At 71.8% G+C, this 18474-nt stretch carries 20 protein-coding genes; 8 read left to right on the top strand and 12 right to left on the bottom strand.

Annotated features, from left to right (window positions below; all coding sequences use genetic code 11):
• Positions 1-110 precede the first annotated feature (110 nt).
• From ACZ61C_RS27470 to ACZ61C_RS27460, 3 genes are all read right to left on the bottom strand, one after another.
• On the bottom strand, positions 111-1922 hold the full coding sequence (locus ACZ61C_RS27470; RefSeq protein ID WP_465310690.1) for a proprotein convertase P-domain-containing protein: 1812 nt from the start codon (positions 1920-1922) through the stop codon (positions 111-113).
• Positions 1923-2007: 85 nt separating this feature from the next.
• Positions 2008-2904, bottom strand: a complete 897-nt coding sequence (locus tag ACZ61C_RS27465) for an XRE family transcriptional regulator (protein ID WP_465310689.1) — start codon at positions 2902-2904, stop codon at positions 2008-2010.
• A 52-nt stretch (positions 2905-2956) separates the two neighbouring features.
• The gene (locus ACZ61C_RS27460; protein ID WP_465310688.1) at positions 2957-4186 is read right to left on the bottom strand and encodes an MFS transporter; all 1230 of its coding nucleotides are present in this window, start codon (positions 4184-4186) and stop codon (positions 2957-2959) included.
• Positions 4187-4235: 49 nt separating this feature from the next.
• On the opposite strand from ACZ61C_RS27460, the gene ACZ61C_RS27455 reads away from it, so the two are divergent.
• The 5 genes from ACZ61C_RS27455 to ACZ61C_RS27435 all read left to right on the top strand — a co-directional run bounded on the left by ACZ61C_RS27455 (position 4236) and on the right by ACZ61C_RS27435 (position 8276).
• Positions 4236-4919: a FadR/GntR family transcriptional regulator gene (locus ACZ61C_RS27455; protein ID WP_465310687.1), complete on the top strand. Its 684-nt coding sequence runs from the start codon at positions 4236-4238 to the stop codon at positions 4917-4919.
• 164 nt (positions 4920-5083) lie between these two features.
• Positions 5084-5575, top strand: a complete 492-nt coding sequence (locus ACZ61C_RS27450; protein ID WP_465310686.1) for a toxin-antitoxin system HicB family antitoxin — start codon at positions 5084-5086, stop codon at positions 5573-5575.
• Between the two features lie 70 nt (positions 5576-5645).
• Positions 5646-6488 carry a DUF4097 family beta strand repeat-containing protein gene (locus tag ACZ61C_RS27445; protein ID WP_465310685.1) on the top strand — a complete coding sequence of 281 codons (843 nt, stop codon included), beginning with the start codon at positions 5646-5648 and terminating at the stop codon, positions 6486-6488.
• A gap of 28 nt (positions 6489-6516) precedes the next feature.
• A complete protein-coding gene (locus ACZ61C_RS27440) occupies positions 6517-7473 on the top strand; it encodes an ATP-binding cassette domain-containing protein (protein WP_465310684.1) in 957 nt (318 codons plus the stop codon).
• A complete protein-coding gene (locus ACZ61C_RS27435) occupies positions 7473-8276 on the top strand; it encodes an ABC transporter permease (protein ID WP_465310683.1) in 804 nt (267 codons plus the stop codon). Before ACZ61C_RS27440 ends, ACZ61C_RS27435 begins: the two co-directional genes overlap by 1 nt.
• A 1-nt stretch (position 8277) precedes the next feature.
• On the opposite strand, the gene map is transcribed toward ACZ61C_RS27435, so the two are convergent.
• From map to ACZ61C_RS27420, 3 genes are all read right to left on the bottom strand, one after another.
• Positions 8278-9135: a type I methionyl aminopeptidase gene (gene map, locus ACZ61C_RS27430; protein ID WP_465310682.1), complete on the bottom strand. Its 858-nt coding sequence runs from the start codon at positions 9133-9135 to the stop codon at positions 8278-8280.
• Between the two features lie 23 nt (positions 9136-9158).
• Positions 9159-10955 carry a penicillin-binding transpeptidase domain-containing protein gene (locus ACZ61C_RS27425; protein WP_465310681.1) on the bottom strand — a complete coding sequence of 599 codons (1797 nt, stop codon included), beginning with the start codon at positions 10953-10955 and terminating at the stop codon, positions 9159-9161.
• Between the two features lie 61 nt (positions 10956-11016).
• The gene (locus ACZ61C_RS27420) at positions 11017-11871 is read right to left on the bottom strand and encodes a GNAT family N-acetyltransferase (protein ID WP_465310680.1); all 855 of its coding nucleotides are present in this window, start codon (positions 11869-11871) and stop codon (positions 11017-11019) included.
• A gap of 100 nt (positions 11872-11971) precedes the next feature.
• Here ACZ61C_RS27420 and ACZ61C_RS27415 point away from each other — a divergent pair, with 100 nt between their 5' ends.
• Complete coding sequence (locus ACZ61C_RS27415) at positions 11972-12178, top strand: DUF4177 domain-containing protein (RefSeq protein WP_465310679.1); 207 nt, start codon at positions 11972-11974, stop codon at positions 12176-12178.
• Positions 12179-12187: 9 nt separating this feature from the next.
• Here ACZ61C_RS27415 and ACZ61C_RS27410 read toward each other — a convergent pair whose 3' ends face one another.
• On the bottom strand, positions 12188-12577 hold the full coding sequence (locus ACZ61C_RS27410; RefSeq protein WP_465310678.1) for a VOC family protein: 390 nt from the start codon (positions 12575-12577) through the stop codon (positions 12188-12190).
• Positions 12574-13380, bottom strand: a complete 807-nt coding sequence (locus ACZ61C_RS27405; RefSeq protein WP_465310677.1) for a helix-turn-helix domain-containing protein — start codon at positions 13378-13380, stop codon at positions 12574-12576. Before ACZ61C_RS27405 ends, ACZ61C_RS27410 begins: the two co-directional genes overlap by 4 nt.
• 81 nt (positions 13381-13461) lie before the next feature.
• Here ACZ61C_RS27405 and ACZ61C_RS27400 point away from each other — a divergent pair, with 81 nt between their 5' ends.
• Positions 13462-13716, top strand: a complete 255-nt coding sequence (locus tag ACZ61C_RS27400; RefSeq protein ID WP_247062465.1) for a hypothetical protein — start codon at positions 13462-13464, stop codon at positions 13714-13716.
• Here the strand turns inward: ACZ61C_RS27400 and ACZ61C_RS27395 are convergent.
• The 4 genes from ACZ61C_RS27395 to dxr form a co-directional block, all read right to left on the bottom strand.
• Positions 13705-14277, bottom strand: coding sequence for a class I SAM-dependent methyltransferase (locus tag ACZ61C_RS27395; protein ID WP_465310676.1), 573 nt, complete (start codon positions 14275-14277; stop codon positions 13705-13707). The genes ACZ61C_RS27400 and ACZ61C_RS27395 overlap by 12 nt on opposite strands.
• 52 nt (positions 14278-14329) lie before the next feature.
• Positions 14330-15481 carry a flavodoxin-dependent (E)-4-hydroxy-3-methylbut-2-enyl-diphosphate synthase gene (ispG, locus tag ACZ61C_RS27390; RefSeq protein ID WP_465310675.1) on the bottom strand — a complete coding sequence of 384 codons (1152 nt, stop codon included), beginning with the start codon at positions 15479-15481 and terminating at the stop codon, positions 14330-14332.
• Positions 15482-15599: 118 nt separating this feature from the next.
• Positions 15600-16814 (bottom strand): M50 family metallopeptidase, encoded by a 1215-nt coding sequence (locus ACZ61C_RS27385; protein ID WP_465310674.1) that lies wholly within the window; start codon positions 16812-16814, stop codon positions 15600-15602.
• Positions 16815-16817: 3 nt separating this feature from the next.
• On the bottom strand, positions 16818-18020 hold the full coding sequence (gene dxr / locus ACZ61C_RS27380) for a 1-deoxy-D-xylulose-5-phosphate reductoisomerase (RefSeq protein WP_465310673.1): 1203 nt from the start codon (positions 18018-18020) through the stop codon (positions 16818-16820).
• A gap of 199 nt (positions 18021-18219) precedes the next feature.
• Here dxr and ACZ61C_RS27375 point away from each other — a divergent pair, with 199 nt between their 5' ends.
• Positions 18220-18474, top strand: coding sequence for a DUF2631 domain-containing protein (locus ACZ61C_RS27375; RefSeq protein WP_465310672.1), 255 nt, complete (start codon positions 18220-18222; stop codon positions 18472-18474).

Genomic DNA, 18474 nt, shown 5'->3' with positions numbered 1-18474 from the left:
TGGGGGGGGGGGTCCGGTGGTTCTCTCTCCCCCCCCCCCCCCTCCCCCCCCCCCCCTGGCATTACCCCCCCCTGGCCCGGCCTCCCCCCCCCCCCCCCCCGCGGGAGTCCCTAGAGCGTGATCGACCAGGTGTCGAGGGTTCCGGTGTCGCCGGGCCCGTAGTCGGTCACGCGCAGCTGCCACTTGCCGGCCGCCGGGGTCGCCGTCGCCGGCACGGTGAACGTCCGCGCGCCGCTCCACGGCGTGCAGGTGCTGCCGCCGCTGTACTTGAGCGCGTACGCCTTGCCTCGCGGGTCGAGCAGCGTGATGCCGAGGTCTTCGGCGCACGTGTGGCGGATGGTCAGCGAGACGCCGATCGTGGTGGCCGCGCTGCCGGTGAGCGTCGAGGCGATCGGGCTGAACACCTGCTGGTAGTCACGGATCGCGTAGTCCGTGTCGTTGGTCAGCGTGCGGTTGCCGCCGACGCCCGCCTGCGTCCGGGCCGACACCGCCGCGCTCGCGGGCGACGCGTTCCCAGCCGCGTCCTTCGCCTTCACCGTGAAGGAGTACGCCGTGTCCGGGGTGAGGCCGCTGACCGTCGCGCTAGTCCCTGCGACACTCGTGGCGAGCGCGGAGCCGTTGTAGACGTCGTAACCGGTGACACCGACGTTGTCCGTGGAAGCGTCCCAGGCGAGCGAGACGCTGTTCGACGTCGTGCCGGTGGAACGCGGGTTGCCGGGCGCGGTCGGCGCCGTCGTGTCGCCGGTGCCGCCGCTGGTCACCAGGGTGAGCTGCCACTTGTTCAGCGCCTCGATCACCGGCTGGAACAGGGACATGTCGCCGTCACCCGGGTTCTGGACGCACTGGGACGGGCCGCCGTCGTGCAGGCCGGTCGCCTTGTCGCCGAGCAGCCAGCCGCCGCCGGAGTCCCCGCCGAGCGAACACGCCGTGGTCCAGGTCAGGTCGTCGATGACCAGGCCGTTGCCGTAGTCGGCGGACTTGTGCGTGTACTTCACTTCGCCGCACTGCCAGTGCGAGGTGTTGCCGGAGTGGCAGACGCGGTCACCGACCATCGCCTCGGCCGCGCCGGTGAGCGTGACCGCCGGCTGGCCCCAGGTGTTCACCGACGCAGAAAGGTTCCAGCCCGCCTCCGTCACCGCGACCACACCCATGTCGCCTTCGCGGCCGTTGACGCTGTGCGTGCCGCCGACGTTCGACGTGCCGATCTTGTTCTGCTGGCCCGAAGCGCCGTACGCGGCCTGGTTGACGTCGTTCGTGCAGTGGCCCGCGGTGAGGAAGTGCTTGGCACCGGCGGAATCCGTCACCGGGAAGCCGACCGAGCAGTTCGACTCGCTGCCCGGCCACCACGGGTTGCCGGTCTGGATCGTGCCGGACTGCTGGCGCGGCGACGACGTCGTCTCGGTGATCCGGACGCCGAGATCCTTCACCCGGGAAAGGAAACTCTCGGTCGCCGCGGTCTTCTTCGTGCGGTCGACGTCGACGGCGACGTCGTTGGCGCGGACGTCGACACCCCAGCCGTAAACACCGGGCACGCCGCCGCCGACCAGCTCGCGGACCGCCGCGTCGGTGCGGTCCAGCTCGGCCTGGCCGCGCGCCACGACCTGCGCCGCGGCACCCGCTTCGCGCGCTTGGTCAGCGGCTTCGGTGGTGGTGACGGCGACAGTCAGCTTCCCGGCGGCCGCGTCGAACCACTGCCCGGCCGACTTCGCGCGCACCGCGGCGGGCAGGGTGGCGGCCAGCCGGTGGGCGCCGTCCTGGGCGGTGAGCTGGGCGCGGGCCTGGTCCGCGGTGAGCCCGAACGCCGCGGCGACACCGGCGATCTCGGCCGGCGGGTGGTCCGGCGCCGCGGCTTCGGCGGGCGTCAGGCCCAGCCCGAGCGCGGCCAACGCGGCCACGCTCGTGACGGAAACGATTCTGCGCATCGGTTTCTCCTCGAATCGGCGAGTGGCGTGCGCAGACCGTAGAACGCGGGAAACACCGGATTGAAGATCCGGAAGTCCTTAACAGTTAACTGGCGGGCCAATCCCATTCGAACCCGTACCGGCCGGGGCCGAAGTTCAGCGCGACCCCGTGCACCGCACCGGATTCCGGGACGACGTCGGCGTGTTCGCCGGGCTCGGCGAACCGGCGGCACACCGCCGGGACCGCTTCGGGCGAGAACCGGATTTCGAGCACGTATTCGCGGACCGGCAAGCGGAACTTGCGTTCGTAGTTCGTCGCAACCGGGTAAGGCGCGCGATTCACGAGCGTGTGTTCGGTGAGCACCGTTTCCCCGCGCAGGAGCGGCCGGGCGAAAAGCAGTTCGACGACGAGGAGGCCGTCTTCGGACCGGTGCACGCTGCGGCCCGGGCGGCAGCCGCGCAGGCCGCGCAGCTCCGGCAACGGCCGGTCGTGCTCGTCGAGGTGCAGGATCACCACCCAGCGGTCGGGGCCGTCGGCCTCGGCGCGCAGCACCTGCCGCGACCGGAACTCCAGCTCCTCGCGGCCGGCGCCGACGAGGACCACGTCGTGCTGGCTGAGCCGGGTCAGCCGTTCGTCCCACCGGGTGTCCACATCGGACACCGCGGCGTCGACGCGCCGGCCGTCCGGCCAGAACCGGCTGAGCTCGGCGGGCGCGGACCGGCGCACCCGCGGCGGCCCGAGCAGCGAGACGAGCGACCCCGCGGGCACCTCGAGAACGGCTTCGAGCTGCCCCAGCCCGCGCACCGAATCCCGCCGTTCGGGGCGGCTGCGGCCGGACTGCCAGTAGCTCAGCGTCGCCGTTGTCACCGTGACACCGCGGGCGCGCAGGTGCTCACGCAGGCGGTCGAGGCTCAGGCCGCGGGCGCGGATGGCCGCGCGCAGGGCGGCGTCGAACGGGCCCACGCGCAGCAACGTCCCGAGGTCCGGCGACGGCACTGCCATCCGGTGATCTTAAGCCGCGCCGACCCGGGCGAAAGCCGTTAACAGTTAAGAGTCAGACAAACCGGTGACGGCCGGCGAGCGCGCCGAACACCATCTGGACCAGCAGCAGCACCAGGAGCATGGCCAGCGGCACCGGCCAGCCGCCCGCGACGTCGTGCAGCAGGCCGAACAGGAAAGGGCCCAGCGCCGCGAAGAGGTACCCGAAACCCTGCGCCATGCCCGAGAGCCGCGCGGTGTCGGCGCCGGTGCGGGCGCGCAGCGCGATCACCGTCAGGGCCAGGGAGAACACGCTCATCCCGAGGCCGATCAGAATGCTCCAGAGCAGCGGCGACCAGGCCGGGGCGAGCATGAGCCCGGCTGTGCCGGCGAAGCCGAACACCCCGAGCACGACGATCCAGCCGCCCTGCCCGCGCTGCCGGGCCGCCATCGGCGCGACGAACAGGCTGATCGGCACGGCGATCAGCGCGACCAGGCCGAACAGCAGCCCGGCGTCGCCGCGCGACACCCCGGCGTCCATCAGCACCTGCGGGAACCAGCCCATCGCGGCGTAGGCGTAGAAGGCCTGCAGGCCGAAGAAGACGGTGACGATCCACGCCAGCCGGTTGCCCAGCAGCGACCGGCCGGCTTGGGCCGCGTCGGAGTGGCGCGGGACCCGGCCGGTGCCGCGGGCTGCGAGAATCCACGCCAGCAACGCGACGACGGCCACCACCGCCCAGCTGCCCAAGGCCGGCCGCCAGCCGCCGAACGCGTCGCCGAGCTGCGGGGTCACCGCCGACCCGAGCGCGCCGCCACCCTGCAGGGCGGCGGTGTAGACGCCGGTCATCAGGCCGATGCGAGCCGGGAAGGAGCCCTTGATGACCACCGGGATGAGCACGTTGACCAGGGCGATCCCCGCGGTGGCGACGAGGGTCCCGCCGAGCACCACGGCCGGGCCGTCGAGCACGCGCAGCACGAGCCCGGCGCCGAGCGCGATCAGCGCGATCGCGATGGCGGCGCCGATCCCGGCGCGGCGGGCCAGCAGCGGCGCGGCCAGCCCGGCACCGGCGAAGCAGAGCGTCGGCAACGTCGTGAGCACCCCGGCCCAGACCCCGGACGTGCCCAGGTCGGCGCGCATTTCGGCGAGCATCGGGCCGACCCCGGTGATGGCCGGGCGCAGGTTGAGGGCGGTGAGCACCACCGCGACCGCGAGCAGCGCGCCGGCGGCGACCACGCCCGGCGTGCGCAGCTCCACGGCGCCGTCCAGCTCGGGTTCGAGGGCGGATTCACGGTGTTCGACGGGCATGACCGCTACTATCGCATACGTAGGATGATTGGATGAAGGGATAACAGCTGTGCCTCTGGCCACCACCCGCCGGGCCGGCCTCGTCGACCAGGTCATCGAGCAGCTGCGGACCGCGGTCACGCAGGGCGAATGGCCCATCGGCGAGCGCATCCCCACCGAAGCGGAGCTCGTCGACCAGCTCGGCGTCGGGCGCAACACCGTCCGCGAAGCCGTCCGCGCGCTCGCGCACACGGGGATCCTCGAAGTCCGCCAAGGTGACGGCACCTACGTGCGCGCCACCAGCGAGGTGTCCGGCGCGATCCGCCGGCTCTGCGGCTCCGAGCTGCGTGAAGTCCTCCAGGTGCGCCGCACCCTCGAGGTCGAGGGCGCCCGGCTCGCCGCCACCGAGCGGACGCAGGAGGAGGTCGCCGAGCTCCGGTCGATCCTCGCCCGCCGTGAGGTCGAGCTGAACGAAGGACGCTGGGAGGACTTCGCGCGCACCGACGCGGAGTTCCACTGCGCGGTCGTCCGCAGCGGGCACAACCAGCTGCTCACCGAGCTCTACCGCGGGCTGACCGAGGTCATCACGGCGAGCGTCGCGGCGACGGCGAACATCACGCCGGGCACCGACCACCTGCCCGAGATCGGGCACGAAGGACTGGCCGACGCCATCGCCAAGCGCGACCCCCAGCGGGCCACTGCCGAGGCCTGCGGGTTCCTGGACGAGCTCCTGGAGCGCCTCGAACGCGAATGACCAGGCACCCGGGCCGGAACTCGATCGACGACGACCTCGTCCGGCGGCTGGTCGCCGTCATCGACTTCGGGTGCACGGGCCGGCACGTGCTTGGCACCACTCTGCACCCCTAAGGGCGCCAATTCAGGGTTGTCGTGGTGCCATCGCGGTGCCACAGTAGTGCCATGGACCTGACGCCCTTCGTGGACGAACTCCGCCGGGAGCTCGCGGTCGCCGCCGAGGCGGCGGGTGAGGAAGCCGTCGCCCTCGCCGAGCGGCTCACCGCGCCGCTCGAGTCGGCGATCCGGCTGACCCTGCTCGACGCGCTTTCGGCGGCGGCCGACGAGATCACCCGCGACCTCGCTCCCGGCTCCGTCGAGGTGCGCCTGCGCCGCCGCGAAGCCGAGTTCGCGGTCGCGCTGCCTGCCCAGCCCGAGCCGGCTCCGGAGGAAGCTCCGGCGCCTCCGCCCGAGGCCGACGACGGCGCCGTCTCCCGGATCAACCTGCGGCTGCCCGAGCAGCTCAAGCAGCGCGTCGAGGAGGCCGCGAACCGCGACCAGCTCTCGATCAACGCCTGGCTCGTCCGGGCCGCGAACGCCGCGCTCGGCCCCGGCCGGAGCCAGAGCACCCACCGCCGGTCGATGTTCGGTGAGAAGTACACCGGCTGGGTCCAGTAACCCTTTCCCGTTTCCCGTCACGTCTCCGACCTGCGGAGACGCCGTCCGAGCACCCCAGGAGGGCGCAGCCATGCCGTTTTTCGCCACCCCCGAGCCGATCACGGCCACGATCGACGTCAGCCTCGCGGACGTCCGGATCGTCGCCGGGGAGCGCGCGGAAACCACCGTCGAGGTCGAACCCGCCGACCCGTCCGACAACGAAGACCTCAAGGCCGTCGCGAAGACCCGCGTCGAGTTCGCCGACGGCCAGCTGCTGGTCAAGGGCCCGAAGTACACCACCAAGCTGTGGGGCAAGGGCGGCGCCCTGCACATCTCGGTCGAGCTGCCGGCCGGCTCGCGGGTCAAGACGTCGGCCGCGCTGGGGGACGTCCGGATCAGCGGCCGCGTCGGTGAGAGCCGCATCAAGACCTCCGTCGGCAACATCCACCTCGACGAGGTGGCCCGGCTCGAGGCGAGCACCTCGACCGGCGACGTCACCATCGAGCGGGTCACCGGGCACGCCGAGGTCGGCACCGCCTCCGGCGAGCTGCGGATCCGCGAGATCGACGGCACCGCCGAGCTGAAGAACTCCAACGGCGAGACCCGCGTCGGCGAGGTCACCGGCGACCTGCGGGTCAGCACCGCGAACGGCGACATCGTCGTCGACCACGCCCACGCGGGGGTGCACGCCAAGACCGCCGCCGGCGACATCCGGATCGGCGAGGTCATCCGCGACACCGTCGTCCTCGAGACCGCGGTCGGCGAGATCGAGGTCGGCATCCGCGAGGGCAGCGCCGCCTGGCTCGAGCTCAACTCGCTGACCGGCACCGTGCACAACTCGCTCACCCCGTCCGACGGTCCCGGCGGGACCAGCGAGACCGTCCAGGTCAAGGCCCACACCTACACCGGCGACGTCGTCATCCGCCGCGCCTGAAGTTTCCCTTATCCGGAAAGGAAGTCCGATGCCAGACGCCATCGTGGCCGAAGGGCTCGTCAAGAAGTACGGGAGCGTCACCGCGCTCGACGGGATGTCGCTTGCGGTGCCCGAAGGCACCGTGCTGGGGGTGCTCGGGCCGAACGGCGCCGGGAAGACCACCACCGTCCAGATCCTCACCACTCTGCAGAAGCCGGACGCGGGCCACGCGACGGTCGCCGGGTTCGACGTCGTGCGGGACGCGCACGAGCTGCGGTCGCACATCGGCGCGTCGGGCCAGTACGCCGCGGTCGACCAGGAGCTGACCGGGGCCGAGAACCTCGAGATGGTCGGGCGGCTCTACCACCTGGGCACCAAGCGGGCCAAGGCCCGCGGCCGGGAGCTGCTGGCCCGGTTCGGCCTGGAGGAGGCCGCCGACCGCCCGGTGAAGGGGTATTCCGGCGGCATGCGGCGCCGGCTCGACCTGGCCGGCGCGCTCGTCGCGAACCCGCCGGTGCTGTTCCTCGACGAGCCCACGACCGGGCTCGACCCGCGCGCCCGCACCGACCTCTGGGAGATCATCACCGAGCTGGTCGCGGGCGGGACGACCCTGCTGCTGACCACGCAGTACCTCGAAGAGGCCGACCGGCTGGCCGACAGCATTGCCGTCGTCGACCACGGCCGGGTCATCGCGCGCGGCACGGCCGACGAGCTCAAGGACCTCGTCGGCGGCGAGCGGATCGAGCTGGTGGTCGGCACGCACGACGACGTCGTCGTGGCGCAGCGGACGCTCGCCCGGCTGGCCAGCGGCGAGTCGCAGGCCGAGGGCTTCCGGCTCACCGTGCCCGTGAGCCACGGCGCGAAAGCGCTTACCGAAGCGCTGGCCCTGCTCGCCGTGGAAGGTGTCGACGTCCGCGACGTCGGTGTCCGCCGCCCCACCCTCGACGACGTTTTCCTCACCCTCACCGGCCATGACGTGACCGAGACCGAATTGGAGGCCGTGTGATGAACGCGGTGCAGATGGCCGTGACCGACGGCGTGACCGTCGCGAAGCGCAACTCGATCAAGATCCTCCGGTCGCTGGACCTGCTCGGGTCCATCGTGTTCACGCCGGTGATGTTCGTGCTGCTGTTCGGGTACGTGTTCGGCAGCGTGATCGACATCCCGGGCATGTCGTACCGCGAGTTCATGCTGCCGGGGATCTTCACGCTCGCGGTGGCGATGGGCAGCATCGTCACCGGTTACGGGCTGACCGACGACCTGCAGAAGGGCCTCATCGACCGGTTCCGGTCGCTGCCGATGTCGCCGGCGGCGGTGCTGATCGGGCGGACCACCGCCGACCTCATCCTCAACGTGACGAGCCTGCTCATCATGGGACTGGTCGGCCTGCTCGTCGGCTGGCGCATCCACACCGGCGTCTTCGAAGCGCTGGGTGGGGTGCTTCTGCTGCTGGCCTTCGCGTATGCGCTGTCGTGGGTGATGGGGACGCTCGGGCTGGCCGTGCGCAAGCCCGAGGTGTTCAACAACGTCTCGAGCGTGGCGATCTTCCCGCTGACGTTCCTGGCCAACACGTTCGTCGACAGCGGCCGGCTGCCCACCCCGCTGAGGGTGATCGCGGACTGGAACCCGGTCTCGGCGATCACGCAGGCGGCGCGTGAGCTGTTCGGCAACACGAGCGCGGCGATGCCGGTGCACGACGTCTGGCCGATGCAGCACGCCGTGCTGGCATCGGTGCTGTGGATCGCGGTGCTGCTGGCGGTCTTCGTGCCGCTTTCGGTGCGCTGCTACAAGAAGGCGACCAGCCACTGACTCACGGCAGCGTGAGGATCTCGCTGCCGTCGGCCGTCACCACGAGGGTGTGCTCGAACTGGGCCGTCCACTTCTTGTCCTTCGTGGTGACGGTCCAGTCGTCGGACCAGATGTCGTAGTCGATGGTGCCCAGCGTGATCATCGGCTCGATCGTGAAGGTCATGCCCTCCTCGATCACCGTGTCGACGGAGGGCTCTTCGTAGTGCAGGACCGTCGGGGGCGTGTGGAACGCCGGGCCGACGCCGTGGCCGGTGAAGTCGCGGACCACGCCGTAGCCGAAGCGCTTGGCGTACGCCTCGATGACCCGGCCGATCACGTTGAGCTGCCGGCCCGGGCGGACCGCCTTGATCGCCCGCATCGTCGCCTCGCGGGTGCGCTCCACCAGCAGGCGCGCCTCCTCGGAGACGTCGCCGGCCAGGAACGTCGCGTTCGTGTCGCCGTGGACACCGCCGATGTAGGCGGTCACGTCGATGTTGCAGATGTCGCCGTCCTCGATGGGCGTCGAGTCCGGGATGCCGTGGCAGATGACCTCGTTGAGCGAGGTGCAGCACGACTTCGGGAACCGGCGGTAGCCCAGCGTCGAGGGGTAGGCGTGGTGGTCGAGCAGGAACTCGTGCACCACCTGGTCGATGTCGTCGGTGGTGGCGCCCGGCTTGACGGCCTTGCCGCCCTCCTCCAGCGCCTGCGCCGCGATCCGGCTCGCGATCCGCATCGCCTCGATCACCTCGGGCGTGCGCACGCCGTTGCCGGTGTCCCGCTTCGGCGCCGGCTTGTCCACGTACTCGGGACGGGCGATGGAAGTGGGGACGTCACGGCGCGGCGTCTGGACGCCGGGCACCAGCGGGGCACGAACGGACATGCCCCCACCTTACGACGGTCCGCTCAGCCGATCGCCGCCAGGAACCGGTGCGCGGCCTGCACCGCCGGTTTGGACGACCCGGCCTCGGTCAGCAGCACCGCGAACGCCAGGTCGCCGCGGTAGCCGACGAACCAGCCGTGCGAGCGGGAGCCGTCGCCGAACTGGGCGGTGCCGGTCTTGCCCGCGACGTCCGGGATGTCCCGCAGCCCGGTCGCGGTGCCCGCGGTGACGACCTCGCGCATCATCCCGCGCAGCGCCCCGAGCACCTCGTCCGACGGCGCGTCGCCGACGTTGTTCGTGGTCGCGGGCATCCCCTTGACGATCGACGGCGTCGGCACCTTCCCCGCCTGCACGGCCGCCGCGACCAGCGCCATGCCGAACGGGCTGGTCACCACCGTGCCCTGGCCGAAGCCGTTCTCCGCGCGCTGGACGGCCGAGTCGCTGGCCGGGACCGCGCCGGTGACCGTCGTCAGGCCGGGGACGACGAAGTCCGCGCCGAGGCCGAACGAGCGGGCGGCGTCGGTGAGGGCCGAAGCCGGGAGGCCGGCGGCGAGGCGCGCGAACGTCGTGTTGCACGAGCGCGCGAACGCCGTCTTCAGCGGGACGCGGCCCAGGTCGAACCGGCCTTCGTTGGGGATGACGCGGTTCTCGACCGTCGTGGTGCCCGGGCAGTCGACGAGGCTGCCCGCGTCCACGTCGCCGGTCGAGAGCGCGGCCGCCGCCGTGACGATCTTGAACGTCGACCCCGGCGGGTACCGCCCGGACAGCGCCAGCGAGCCTTCCTCATCGGCCGCGGTGTTCTGCGCCACGGCGAGGATGTCCCCGCTCGAAGGCTGGATCGCCACCAGCGCGGCCGGGTAGTCCTCGGTGGCGAGGGCCTTCTCGGCGGCGTCCTGGACCTTCGCGCTGAGCGTGCTGGTGACCGCGGGCGCCGGCCGCGGCGGCTCGGCCCGCAGCTCGGCGGCCTCGCCACCGGTGACGTCCCGGGTGACGATCCGCCAGCCCGCCGCCCCGGCCAGCTCCTGCTCGACCAGCGCCCGGATGCCCGGCAGCACCTGCTGCCCGGACCCGCGGGTGACCGGCAGCAGCCGCTCCTGGCTGGCGAACCGGACGCCCGGCAGGTCGTAGATCACCGGCTTGACGCGCTGGTAGTCGCCCGCGCGCAGGGTGATCACCGGGTAGGCGTCCCCGGGCTTGGTCTTGTTCATCCCGTCGAGCACCGACCGGCCGGTGACCGACGGCTCGAACCGGTGCAGCGCCTTCGCGAGCGACCCCGCGACGGCGCTCGAGTCCCCCGTCTTCTGCGGGTCGACGACCACACCCACCACGGTCTGCGGGCGCATCAGCGGCACGCCGTCGCGGTCGAGGACCGGCGCGGTCTCGGGCAGCTGCGGCAGCAGGCCGAGGGTCTGGCCGACGGCCAGCTGCGGGTGCACGACGGTCGGCTGCCAGTGCACCTGCCAGCCGGTCTCGGCCGCGCGCAGCTGGGCGTCGGCGCGGTAGGTCCAGGTGCGGCCGTGCGGCAGGTGCCAGGTGAGCTGGTAGCCGGCGGTGACGGTGTCGCCGTTCGCCGGCTCCTTCACCTCTTCGTCGTCGACGTCGAGGGACTCCGGCTCGAGCACCGCGCGGACCTGGGACAGCACGGTCCTGGCCGCGTCCGGCGAGTCGGTGCCGGCGGCCGCGGCGGCGACGTCCCCGGACGCGACGGCGTCCAGGAAGGCGGAGAGGGCGTCTTCGGGACTGTCACCCGAGCAGCCGGCCGTGGTCGCGGCGACGAGCAGCAGCACCGCGAGCACACCGCGGCGTCGACGTGCACTCATGGCCGGATGATGCCTGGTCAGCGGGGGTGTCCCAGCCCCGAAACGCCGCCACGGAAGAGTGCTAGAACAGCACCGTCGCGTACTGGCCGACCTGCTGGAAGCCGATCTTGCGGTAGGCCGCGAGGGCGGGGGTGTTGAAGGCGTTGACGTAGAGGCTGGCGGTCCGGCCCAGACCGCGGACCAGCCGGTTCACCACCGCGGCCGTGCCGGCGGTGCCGACACCGCCACCCCGGCGTTCCGGGTGCACCCAGACACCCTGGATCTGCCCGACGGTCGCCGACATCGCGCCGATCTCGGCCTTGAACACGACCTCGCCGTTCTCGAACCGGGCGAACGCACGCCCGGCGCCGATCAGCTCGGTGACCCGCGCGCGGTAGCTGGCCCCGCCGTCCCCGCTGCGCGGGTCGACACCGACCTCTTCGATGAACATCGCGACGGCCGCGGGCAGGTAGCGCTCGAGCTCGTCCGGGCGCACCGCCCGGACCTGCGGATCGGCGGCGACCAGCGGGGTGCTGTCCAGCGCCATCAGCGGCTGGTCACCCCGGATCTCGCGCGCCGGGCCCCACTCGTCGGCCAGCTCGTCCCACAGCCCGAGCACCTGCTCGGCCGGCCCGACCAGCGAAGAGCAGGTCCGCTGCCGGCGCAGCGCGCGATCGGCGAACGAGCGCAACGCGGGCGCGTTGCCGCGAAGCGGGATGAGGTTCGGGCCGGCGAAGCACAGCCCTTGGAGCCGTCCGGCCCGGACCGGACGGCTGTCGGCGGCCCAGAGCTCACCACCGAGCCGCCACGGGTCGAGACCGGCAGCCTCGACCCGGGCGCTGACCATGCAGCTGCCCACCGGGTCGGCGGCGAGCGCGGCACGGACCGCCGGATAGTCCCGATCATCGAGCAGCCGTGCACCTGCAAGCCGCAACACGGGGTCCAGGGTGCCAGATGAACAGCCGAAACGGAACGCGAGGCCCCGGACACGCTCAGATGAACGGCCGGAGGCGCGACTCTTGGGCAGAATCGGAGGCATGCAGCGCTACACGTACAAGGTCGTCGAGGTCCGGGAAAAGCTCCTCGGCGGCAAGATGTCGGGCGACAAGCTCGAGAAACTGCTCAACGACCACGCGGAGGACGGCTGGCAGCTGAAGGCCATCACCTCGGCGGAGGTGAAGGGCCGCGTCGGGCCCGGTGGCGTCGACGGACTGCTGGTCACCTTCGAGCGGCCGGTGCGGTAGCGGCGCTTCTCAGGCGCCGCGGTAGCTGCCGATCGTCCACGCGTTGCCCTCCGGGTCGCGGAGGCTGAACGTGTGGGAGCCGTAGTCGGTGTCCGTCAGCGGCGCCGTGATCTCCGCGCCGGACCGCTTGACGCGGTCGTGGATCTCGTCGACCTTGTCCGACACGACGTACACCGCGCCCGTGCCCGGCTTCATCGCGTCGTGGACGCCGTCCGGACCGCGGACACTGCCCAGCATCACCGCGCCGCCCTCGGGCCAGCGCAGCTCGGCGTGCGCGATCAAGTCGCCCTCGGGCACCACCAGCGTTTCGGTGAAGCCCAGGACGTCGACGAGGAAGCGGACGGCCGCCGGCGCGTCGTCGTAACGCAGGGCGGGCCAGACGTTCGGTTCAGGAGTCATACCCGGCAGTCTTGCCCCGCGCCCACCTCCTCGTCTTGGAGGAACGGGAGCTCCTCGGCGATCCAGGTGCCCGGCGTGCACCCGGCCAGCGCGCGCCACTCGTTGCTCAGGTGCGCCTGGTCGTAGAACCCGCACTCGACGGCCAGCGCGGCCAGGTCGCTCTGCCCTTGCCGCAGCAGCCGGGTGGCCCGCTCGAACCGCAGCACCCGCGCCGCCTGCTTCGGCGCCAGGCCCAGCTCCGTGCGGAAGCGTTCACCGAGGTGACGGCGGCTCCAGCCGACCTCGCCGGCGAGGTCGGCGACGCGCACCCGCCCGTCGGCGCCGCGCATCCGGCGCCACGCCTCCCCCAGCTCGGGCGGCGCCGCCACCGGCTCGACGGCCCGGGCGGCCAGGACGTCGTCGAGCAGCGTGAACCGCTCGGCCCAGGTGGGCAGCTCCGCCAGCCGCGCCGCCAGCGAGCCGAGGCCGAAGTCGGCGAGGTCGGCCACCTCGCCGCTCAGCTCCGCCGCGGTGACGCCGAAGAGCGTGCGCACGCCCAGCGGGTCGAGCTCCAGCTGCAGCCCCTCCTGCACGCGGTCCTGCCGGATCAGCACCGCGCGGGTGTGCAGCCCGCCGACCAGCGCCTGCAGGCTGCGCCCGGCCATCCGCACCGGCCCGGCCAGGCTGATGACCAGCGTCACGTGCCGGGACGGCAGCCCGCGGTGCACCGGCAGCGTCACGTCGTCCTGCGCGTACCCGACGTAGCGCGTGACCAGGGGCCGCACCACCGGGTACGGCTGCCGGACGGCCCAGGTCACGCTCACGAAACCAGCGTAAACGTCACCACCGACAGTTCGGGTTTCTGCTAACACGGAAGGTGCGTCCCCCCGCGGAAGGAACCCCCGATGACGATCCAGGAACAGGCGCAGCAGCTGGAGCTGCTCGCCGACCAGGTGCCCACCGGCATCGCGCTCGCCACGAAGAGCGACCTCGAAGACCTGCAGGCCCAGGTGATGGGCCTGCTCGGGGAGACGTCGACCGCGACCGCGATCCAAGGCTCGATCCAGCTGGCCTCCCAGCAGATCGACGAGGTCGCGGCCGCGCTGGAGAACGTCCGGCTGCAGATCCGCGACGCCGCCCAGCACCACCTACAGGGCTGAGTAGTGGGAGCGGACGGCCGGCTGGCCCGTGTAGTTGGGGCCGGCCCGGTCGTCCGCGCCGAGGTAGCGGAAGGGCAGGGTCCCGGTGAACGGGCCGGTGCGCCGGATCCGGCGGGTCCGCGAGTCGTAGGCGAAACCCGCCTCACGCAGGGCGGGCAGCACCCGCCGTGCGCCGCCGGCCGGCTGAACGCCCGAGACGTCGAAGTTCGCCACGAACACGCCGTCTTCGCTCAGCCAGGACGCCGCCCGCAGCAGCGCGCCCAGCTTGTCGCCGACGTAGTGGAGCCCGTGGACGCAGGTGACGAGGTCGAACCGGGCGGTGGGCTCCCACGCCGTGATCGACGCCGTCACGAACCGGACCGGTCCGGCCGCCGCGAAGTACCCGACCAGGTCGACGCCGGTGATGTCGAGGTCGGGCCGGACGGCGGCCGCGTCCAGAAGCGCGCGCCCGCTGCCGCAGCAGAGGTCGAGCCAGCGCGCGCCCGGCGGCAGGCCCAGGATGTCGAACCCGAGGACCCGCGAATAACCGTCGCGCCCGGCCAACCGCCGCTCGCGGTTCATCGCGCGGTTGGCGACGACGGACGACGCCTCCAGAGCGTCGTCCGTCAGCAGCTCAGCCAGCGGTGACCACGGGCTCGCCCTGGCCGAGGGACTCCCCGGCCTCCTCGGCGATGCGCATGGCCTCTTCGATCAGCGTCTCGACGATCGCGTGCTCCGGCACGGTCTTGATGACCTCACCCTTCACGAAAATCTGCCCCTTGCCGTTACCCGAGGCCACACCCAGATCAGCCTCGCGGGCCTCGCCGGGGCCGTTGACGACGCAGCCCATGACGGCCACGCGCAGCGGGATCTCCATGCCCTCCAGCCCCGCGGTGACCTGCTCGGCCAACGTGTACACGTCGACCTGCGCGCGCCCGCACGACGGGCACGACACGATCTCCAGCTTCCGCTGCTTCAAGTTCAACGACTGCAGGATCTGGATACCGACCTTGACCTCTTCCACCGGCGGCGCCGACAACGACACCCGGATCGTGTCCCCGATCCCCTGGCGCAGCAGCGCCCCGAACGCCACCGCCGACTTGATCGTGCCCTGGAACGCCGGCCCGGCCTCGGTCACCCCGAGGTGCAGCGGATAGTCACACTGCTCGGCGAGGATCTCGTAGGCGCGGACCATGACCACCGGGTCGTTGTGCTTGACCGAGATCTTGATGTCGTGGAAGTCGTGCTCGGCGAACAGCGACGCCTCCCACAACGCCGACTCGGCCAGCGCTTCCGGGGTCGCCTTGCCGTACTTCTCGAGCAGACGCTTGTCCAGCGAACCGGCGTTGACGCCGATCCGGATCGGTGTGCCGTGGTCTTTGGCTGCCTGGGCGATTTCCTTGACCTGGTCGTCGAACTTGCGGATGTTGCCCGGGTTCACGCGCACCGCGGCGCAGCCGGCCTCGATCGCGGCGAAGACGTACTTGGGCTGGAAGTGGATGTCGGCGATCACCGGGATCTGCGACTTGCGCGCGATCGCGGGCAGCGCCTCGGCGTCGTCGGCCGACGGGCACGCGACCCGCACGATGTCGCAGCCCGCCGCGGTCAGCTCCGCGATCTGCTGCAGCGTGGCGTTGACGTCGGAGGTGAGCGTCGTGGTCATCGACTGGACGGAGATCGGGTGCTCGCTGCCGACACCGACCGGGCCCACCTGGAGCTGGCGGGTCTTGCGGCGCTCGGACAGGACGGGCGGGGGCAGGGCTGGCATACCGAGTGCGACGGTCACGGCCTCCAGCGTACCTACCCCGACCGGGCCACCCGCACCAAGTCAACCGCCACGGTGAGCAGCATTACGGCGTGTGCGGCACGCCACAGAGGGGCCGGAACCCCTCCGTGGCGGGGCGCTACTGCAAGCGAATCGGGTTGACGATGTCCGCAGTCACCGTGAGTAGCGTGACCGCACCGCCGATGAGCACCAGGACCATCGTGATCCCGGACAACCTGGTGTAGTCGACGGGCCCGCCGGCCACCTTGCCGCGGCGCGCGCGGATCCAGTCGCGGATGCGCTCGTACCAGACCACCGCGATGTGCCCGCCGTCGAGCGGGAGCAACGGCAGCAGGTTGAACACGCCGATGAAGAAGTTCAGGCTGGCCAGCAGGAAGAAGAACAGCACCCAGATGCCCCGCTCGACGGCCTCGCCGCCGATCCGGCTCGCGCCGACGACGCTGACCGGGGTGTTCGGGTCACGCTCGCCGCCGAAGATCGCGGTGACGACGGCCGGGATGCGCTCGGGGAACTCGACGAGCCGCTGCGCCGTCTCGGCGAACATCGTGCCGGTGAAGCTGAAGGTGGCGCCGACCGCGGCGACCGGGCCGTACTGCGTGGTCAGCGCCGGAGCCTGCGCCGACGCGCCGATCATGCCGACGCTCTTGACGCCGGCGCTGGTCCAGCGCTGCACCTTGGGCACGTCGACGGTCAGGTTCAGCGTCTGGCCGTTGCGCAGCACCTGGAACGGCGTCGGGCCGCTGGTGGCCTGCACGGCGGCGAGCATCTCGTCCCAGGTCGCGATCGGCTTCCCGCCGACGGAGACGATCTTGTCGCCGGGCAGCAGGCCCGCCGACTTGGCCGGGGTCGGCGCGCCCGCCGGGCAGCTGGTGTCCTTGGCCTGTTCCTCGGTCGTGGTCGACCGGGCGCACGACGTCGAGGCCAGGATCGGCTCGGTCGAGGTGGGCGCCAGGTTCGGCAGCCCCATCGTCACGGCCATCAGGTAGAGCACGACGAAGCCGAGGATGAAGTGGGTGACCGACCCGGCGCTCATGACGACCGTGCGCTTCCAGGTCTTGAACCGCCACATCGCGCGCGGCGCCTCGTCCGGCGTCACCTCGTCGAGCGCGGTCATGCCGGCGATGTCGCAGAACCCGCCGAGCGGGATCCACTTCAGGCCGTACTCGGTCTCCCCGCGGCGCCACGAGAACACCGTGGGGCCGAAGCCCACGAAGTACCGGCGGACCTTCATGCCGAAGGCCTTCGCGGTGACCATGTGGCCGGCCTCGTGCAGTGCGACGGAGACGCAGATCCCCAGCGCGAAGAGCACCACACCGATGATGTAGGCGAGCACCCGCTACTTCCCCTCGATGATCGAACCGGCCCGGGCGCGAGCCCAGCGCTCGGCCGCGAGAACGTCCTCGACGTCGCGTGGTTCGCGACGCCATTCGTCGGCGGCTCCCACCACCTCGGAAACAGTGTCCACTATCGACGTGAAGCGGGCGTTCTGCGCCAGGAACGCCGCGACGAGCTCTTCGTTCGCGGCGTTGTAGACCGCGGGCAGGCAACCGCCCACGGTGCCGCAGTGCCGGGCCAGCTCGACGGCCGGGAAGGCATCGTCGTCCAGCGGCTCGAAAGTCCAGGTCGCGGCCTTGTCCCAGGTGCACGCGGCGGCAGCGCCGGGCACCCGGTCGGGCCAGTGCAGCGCGAGCGCGATCGGCAACCGCATGTCCGGCGGGCTGGCCTGGGCGATCGTCGAGCCGTCGGTGAAGGTCACCATCGAGTGCACGATCGACTGCGGGTGCACGGTGACGTCGATCTTGTCCGGCGCGATGCCGAACAGCAGCGCCGCCTCGATCAGCTCGAGGCCCTTGTTGACCAGCGTGGCGGAGTTGATCGTGATCAGCGGGCCCATCGACCAGGTCGGGTGGGCCATGGCCTGCTCGACGGTGACGTCGGCGAGCTCGGCGCGCTTGCGACCGCGGAACGGGCCGCCCGAAGCGGTGAGCACGAGCCGGGCGACCTCGGTTTTGTGCCCCGCTCGCAGCGCCTGCGCGATCGCCGAGTGCTCGGAGTCGACCGGCACGAGCTGCCCGGGCTTCGCGGCGGCGAGCACCAGCGGCCCGCCGGCGATGAGCGACTCCTTGTTCGCGAGCGCGAGGGTGGCGCCGGTGGCGAGCGCCTTGAGCGTCGGCTCGAGGCCGCGCGAGCCGGGCAGTGCGTTGAGGACGGTGTCGACGGGCACGGCGTCGATGAGGTCGGTGACGGCGTCGGAGCCCGCGAAGAGCCGCGGGAGCTTGAAGTCGCCTTGGTTGTAGCCGCGCTTCTGCGCTTCGGCGTAGAGCGCGAGCTGAACGTCCTCGGCGGCGGTGGCCTTGGTCACGGCGACGGCTTCGACACCATGGGCGAGCGCCTGCGCGGCGAGCGCGGCCGGATCGGCCCCACCCGCGGCGATCCCGGCCACCCGGAAGAGATGCGGGTTGCGCGCGGCGACGTCGAGGGCCTGCACACCGATGGACCCGGTCGAGCCGAGCACGAGAACGCTTCGCGAGGTAGTCATCGCGGGTCATTGTCGCGCGGGGCGTCTCCGCGGCGCACCTGGAGGTTGCCCTCGGGCAGGCCGGGGTCCTCGGCCCTCCGCGGCACCCGGTCCGCGGGCTCTCGCGAGTGGCCACCACCACGCGGGCCGTGTCCGCGGCGCGCCCGGAGGTGTGGGATCATCTGGGCGTCCGTGGTTCAAGGGTCTTGAGGAGTTCATCGTGGCAGGCAAGGCGGTCGAGAAGCGGCCCGAGGTCGACCCCCGCGACGAACCGTCCGCCGCCTGGGGCTGGCACGGGTCGTTCCCGAAGGCCACCCGGATCGCCGGCTGGCTCAGCGCGATCATCCTGCTGGTGATGATCAAGGGCAACCACGAGAACAACACCGAGAACGTCTGGCTCGTCGGCCTCTCGCTGTTCCTGATCCTGCTGCTCGTGCTGGACATCCGCAAGCAGCGCACGGCCTGGCGCAAGTAG

The organism is Amycolatopsis sp. NPDC104587, assembly GCF_055583645.1.
This window is presented reverse-complemented; position numbering and strand designations above follow the sequence as displayed.

What these genes read in the sequence shown, in the direction of transcription:
- ACZ61C_RS27470 (WP_465310690.1), bottom strand. Translation starts at nt 1,922, where the DNA reads ATGCGCAGAATCGTTTCCGTCACGAGCGTGGCCGCGTTGGCCGCGCTC.
- ACZ61C_RS27465 (WP_465310689.1), bottom strand. Translation starts at nt 2,904, where the DNA reads ATGGCAGTGCCGTCGCCGGACCTCGGGACGTTGCTGCGCGTGGGCCCG.
- ACZ61C_RS27460 (WP_465310688.1), bottom strand. Translation starts at nt 4,186, where the DNA reads ATGCCCGTCGAACACCGTGAATCCGCCCTCGAACCCGAGCTGGACGGC.
- ACZ61C_RS27450 (WP_465310686.1), top strand. Translation starts at nt 5,084, where the DNA reads ATGGACCTGACGCCCTTCGTGGACGAACTCCGCCGGGAGCTCGCGGTC.
- ACZ61C_RS27445 (WP_465310685.1), top strand. Translation starts at nt 5,646, where the DNA reads ATGCCGTTTTTCGCCACCCCCGAGCCGATCACGGCCACGATCGACGTC.
- ACZ61C_RS27440 (WP_465310684.1), top strand. Translation starts at nt 6,517, where the DNA reads ATGCCAGACGCCATCGTGGCCGAAGGGCTCGTCAAGAAGTACGGGAGC.
- ACZ61C_RS27435 (WP_465310683.1), top strand. Translation starts at nt 7,473, where the DNA reads ATGAACGCGGTGCAGATGGCCGTGACCGACGGCGTGACCGTCGCGAAG.
- map (WP_465310682.1), bottom strand. Translation starts at nt 9,135, where the DNA reads ATGTCCGTTCGTGCCCCGCTGGTGCCCGGCGTCCAGACGCCGCGCCGT.
- ACZ61C_RS27425 (WP_465310681.1), bottom strand. Translation starts at nt 10,955, where the DNA reads ATGAGTGCACGTCGACGCCGCGGTGTGCTCGCGGTGCTGCTGCTCGTC.
- ACZ61C_RS27415 (WP_465310679.1), top strand. Translation starts at nt 11,972, where the DNA reads ATGCAGCGCTACACGTACAAGGTCGTCGAGGTCCGGGAAAAGCTCCTC.
- ACZ61C_RS27410 (WP_465310678.1), bottom strand. Translation starts at nt 12,577, where the DNA reads ATGACTCCTGAACCGAACGTCTGGCCCGCCCTGCGTTACGACGACGCG.
- ACZ61C_RS27400 (WP_247062465.1), top strand. Translation starts at nt 13,462, where the DNA reads ATGACGATCCAGGAACAGGCGCAGCAGCTGGAGCTGCTCGCCGACCAG.
- ACZ61C_RS27395 (WP_465310676.1), bottom strand. Translation starts at nt 14,277, where the DNA reads ATGAACCGCGAGCGGCGGTTGGCCGGGCGCGACGGTTATTCGCGGGTC.
- dxr (WP_465310673.1), bottom strand. Translation starts at nt 18,020, where the DNA reads ATGACTACCTCGCGAAGCGTTCTCGTGCTCGGCTCGACCGGGTCCATC.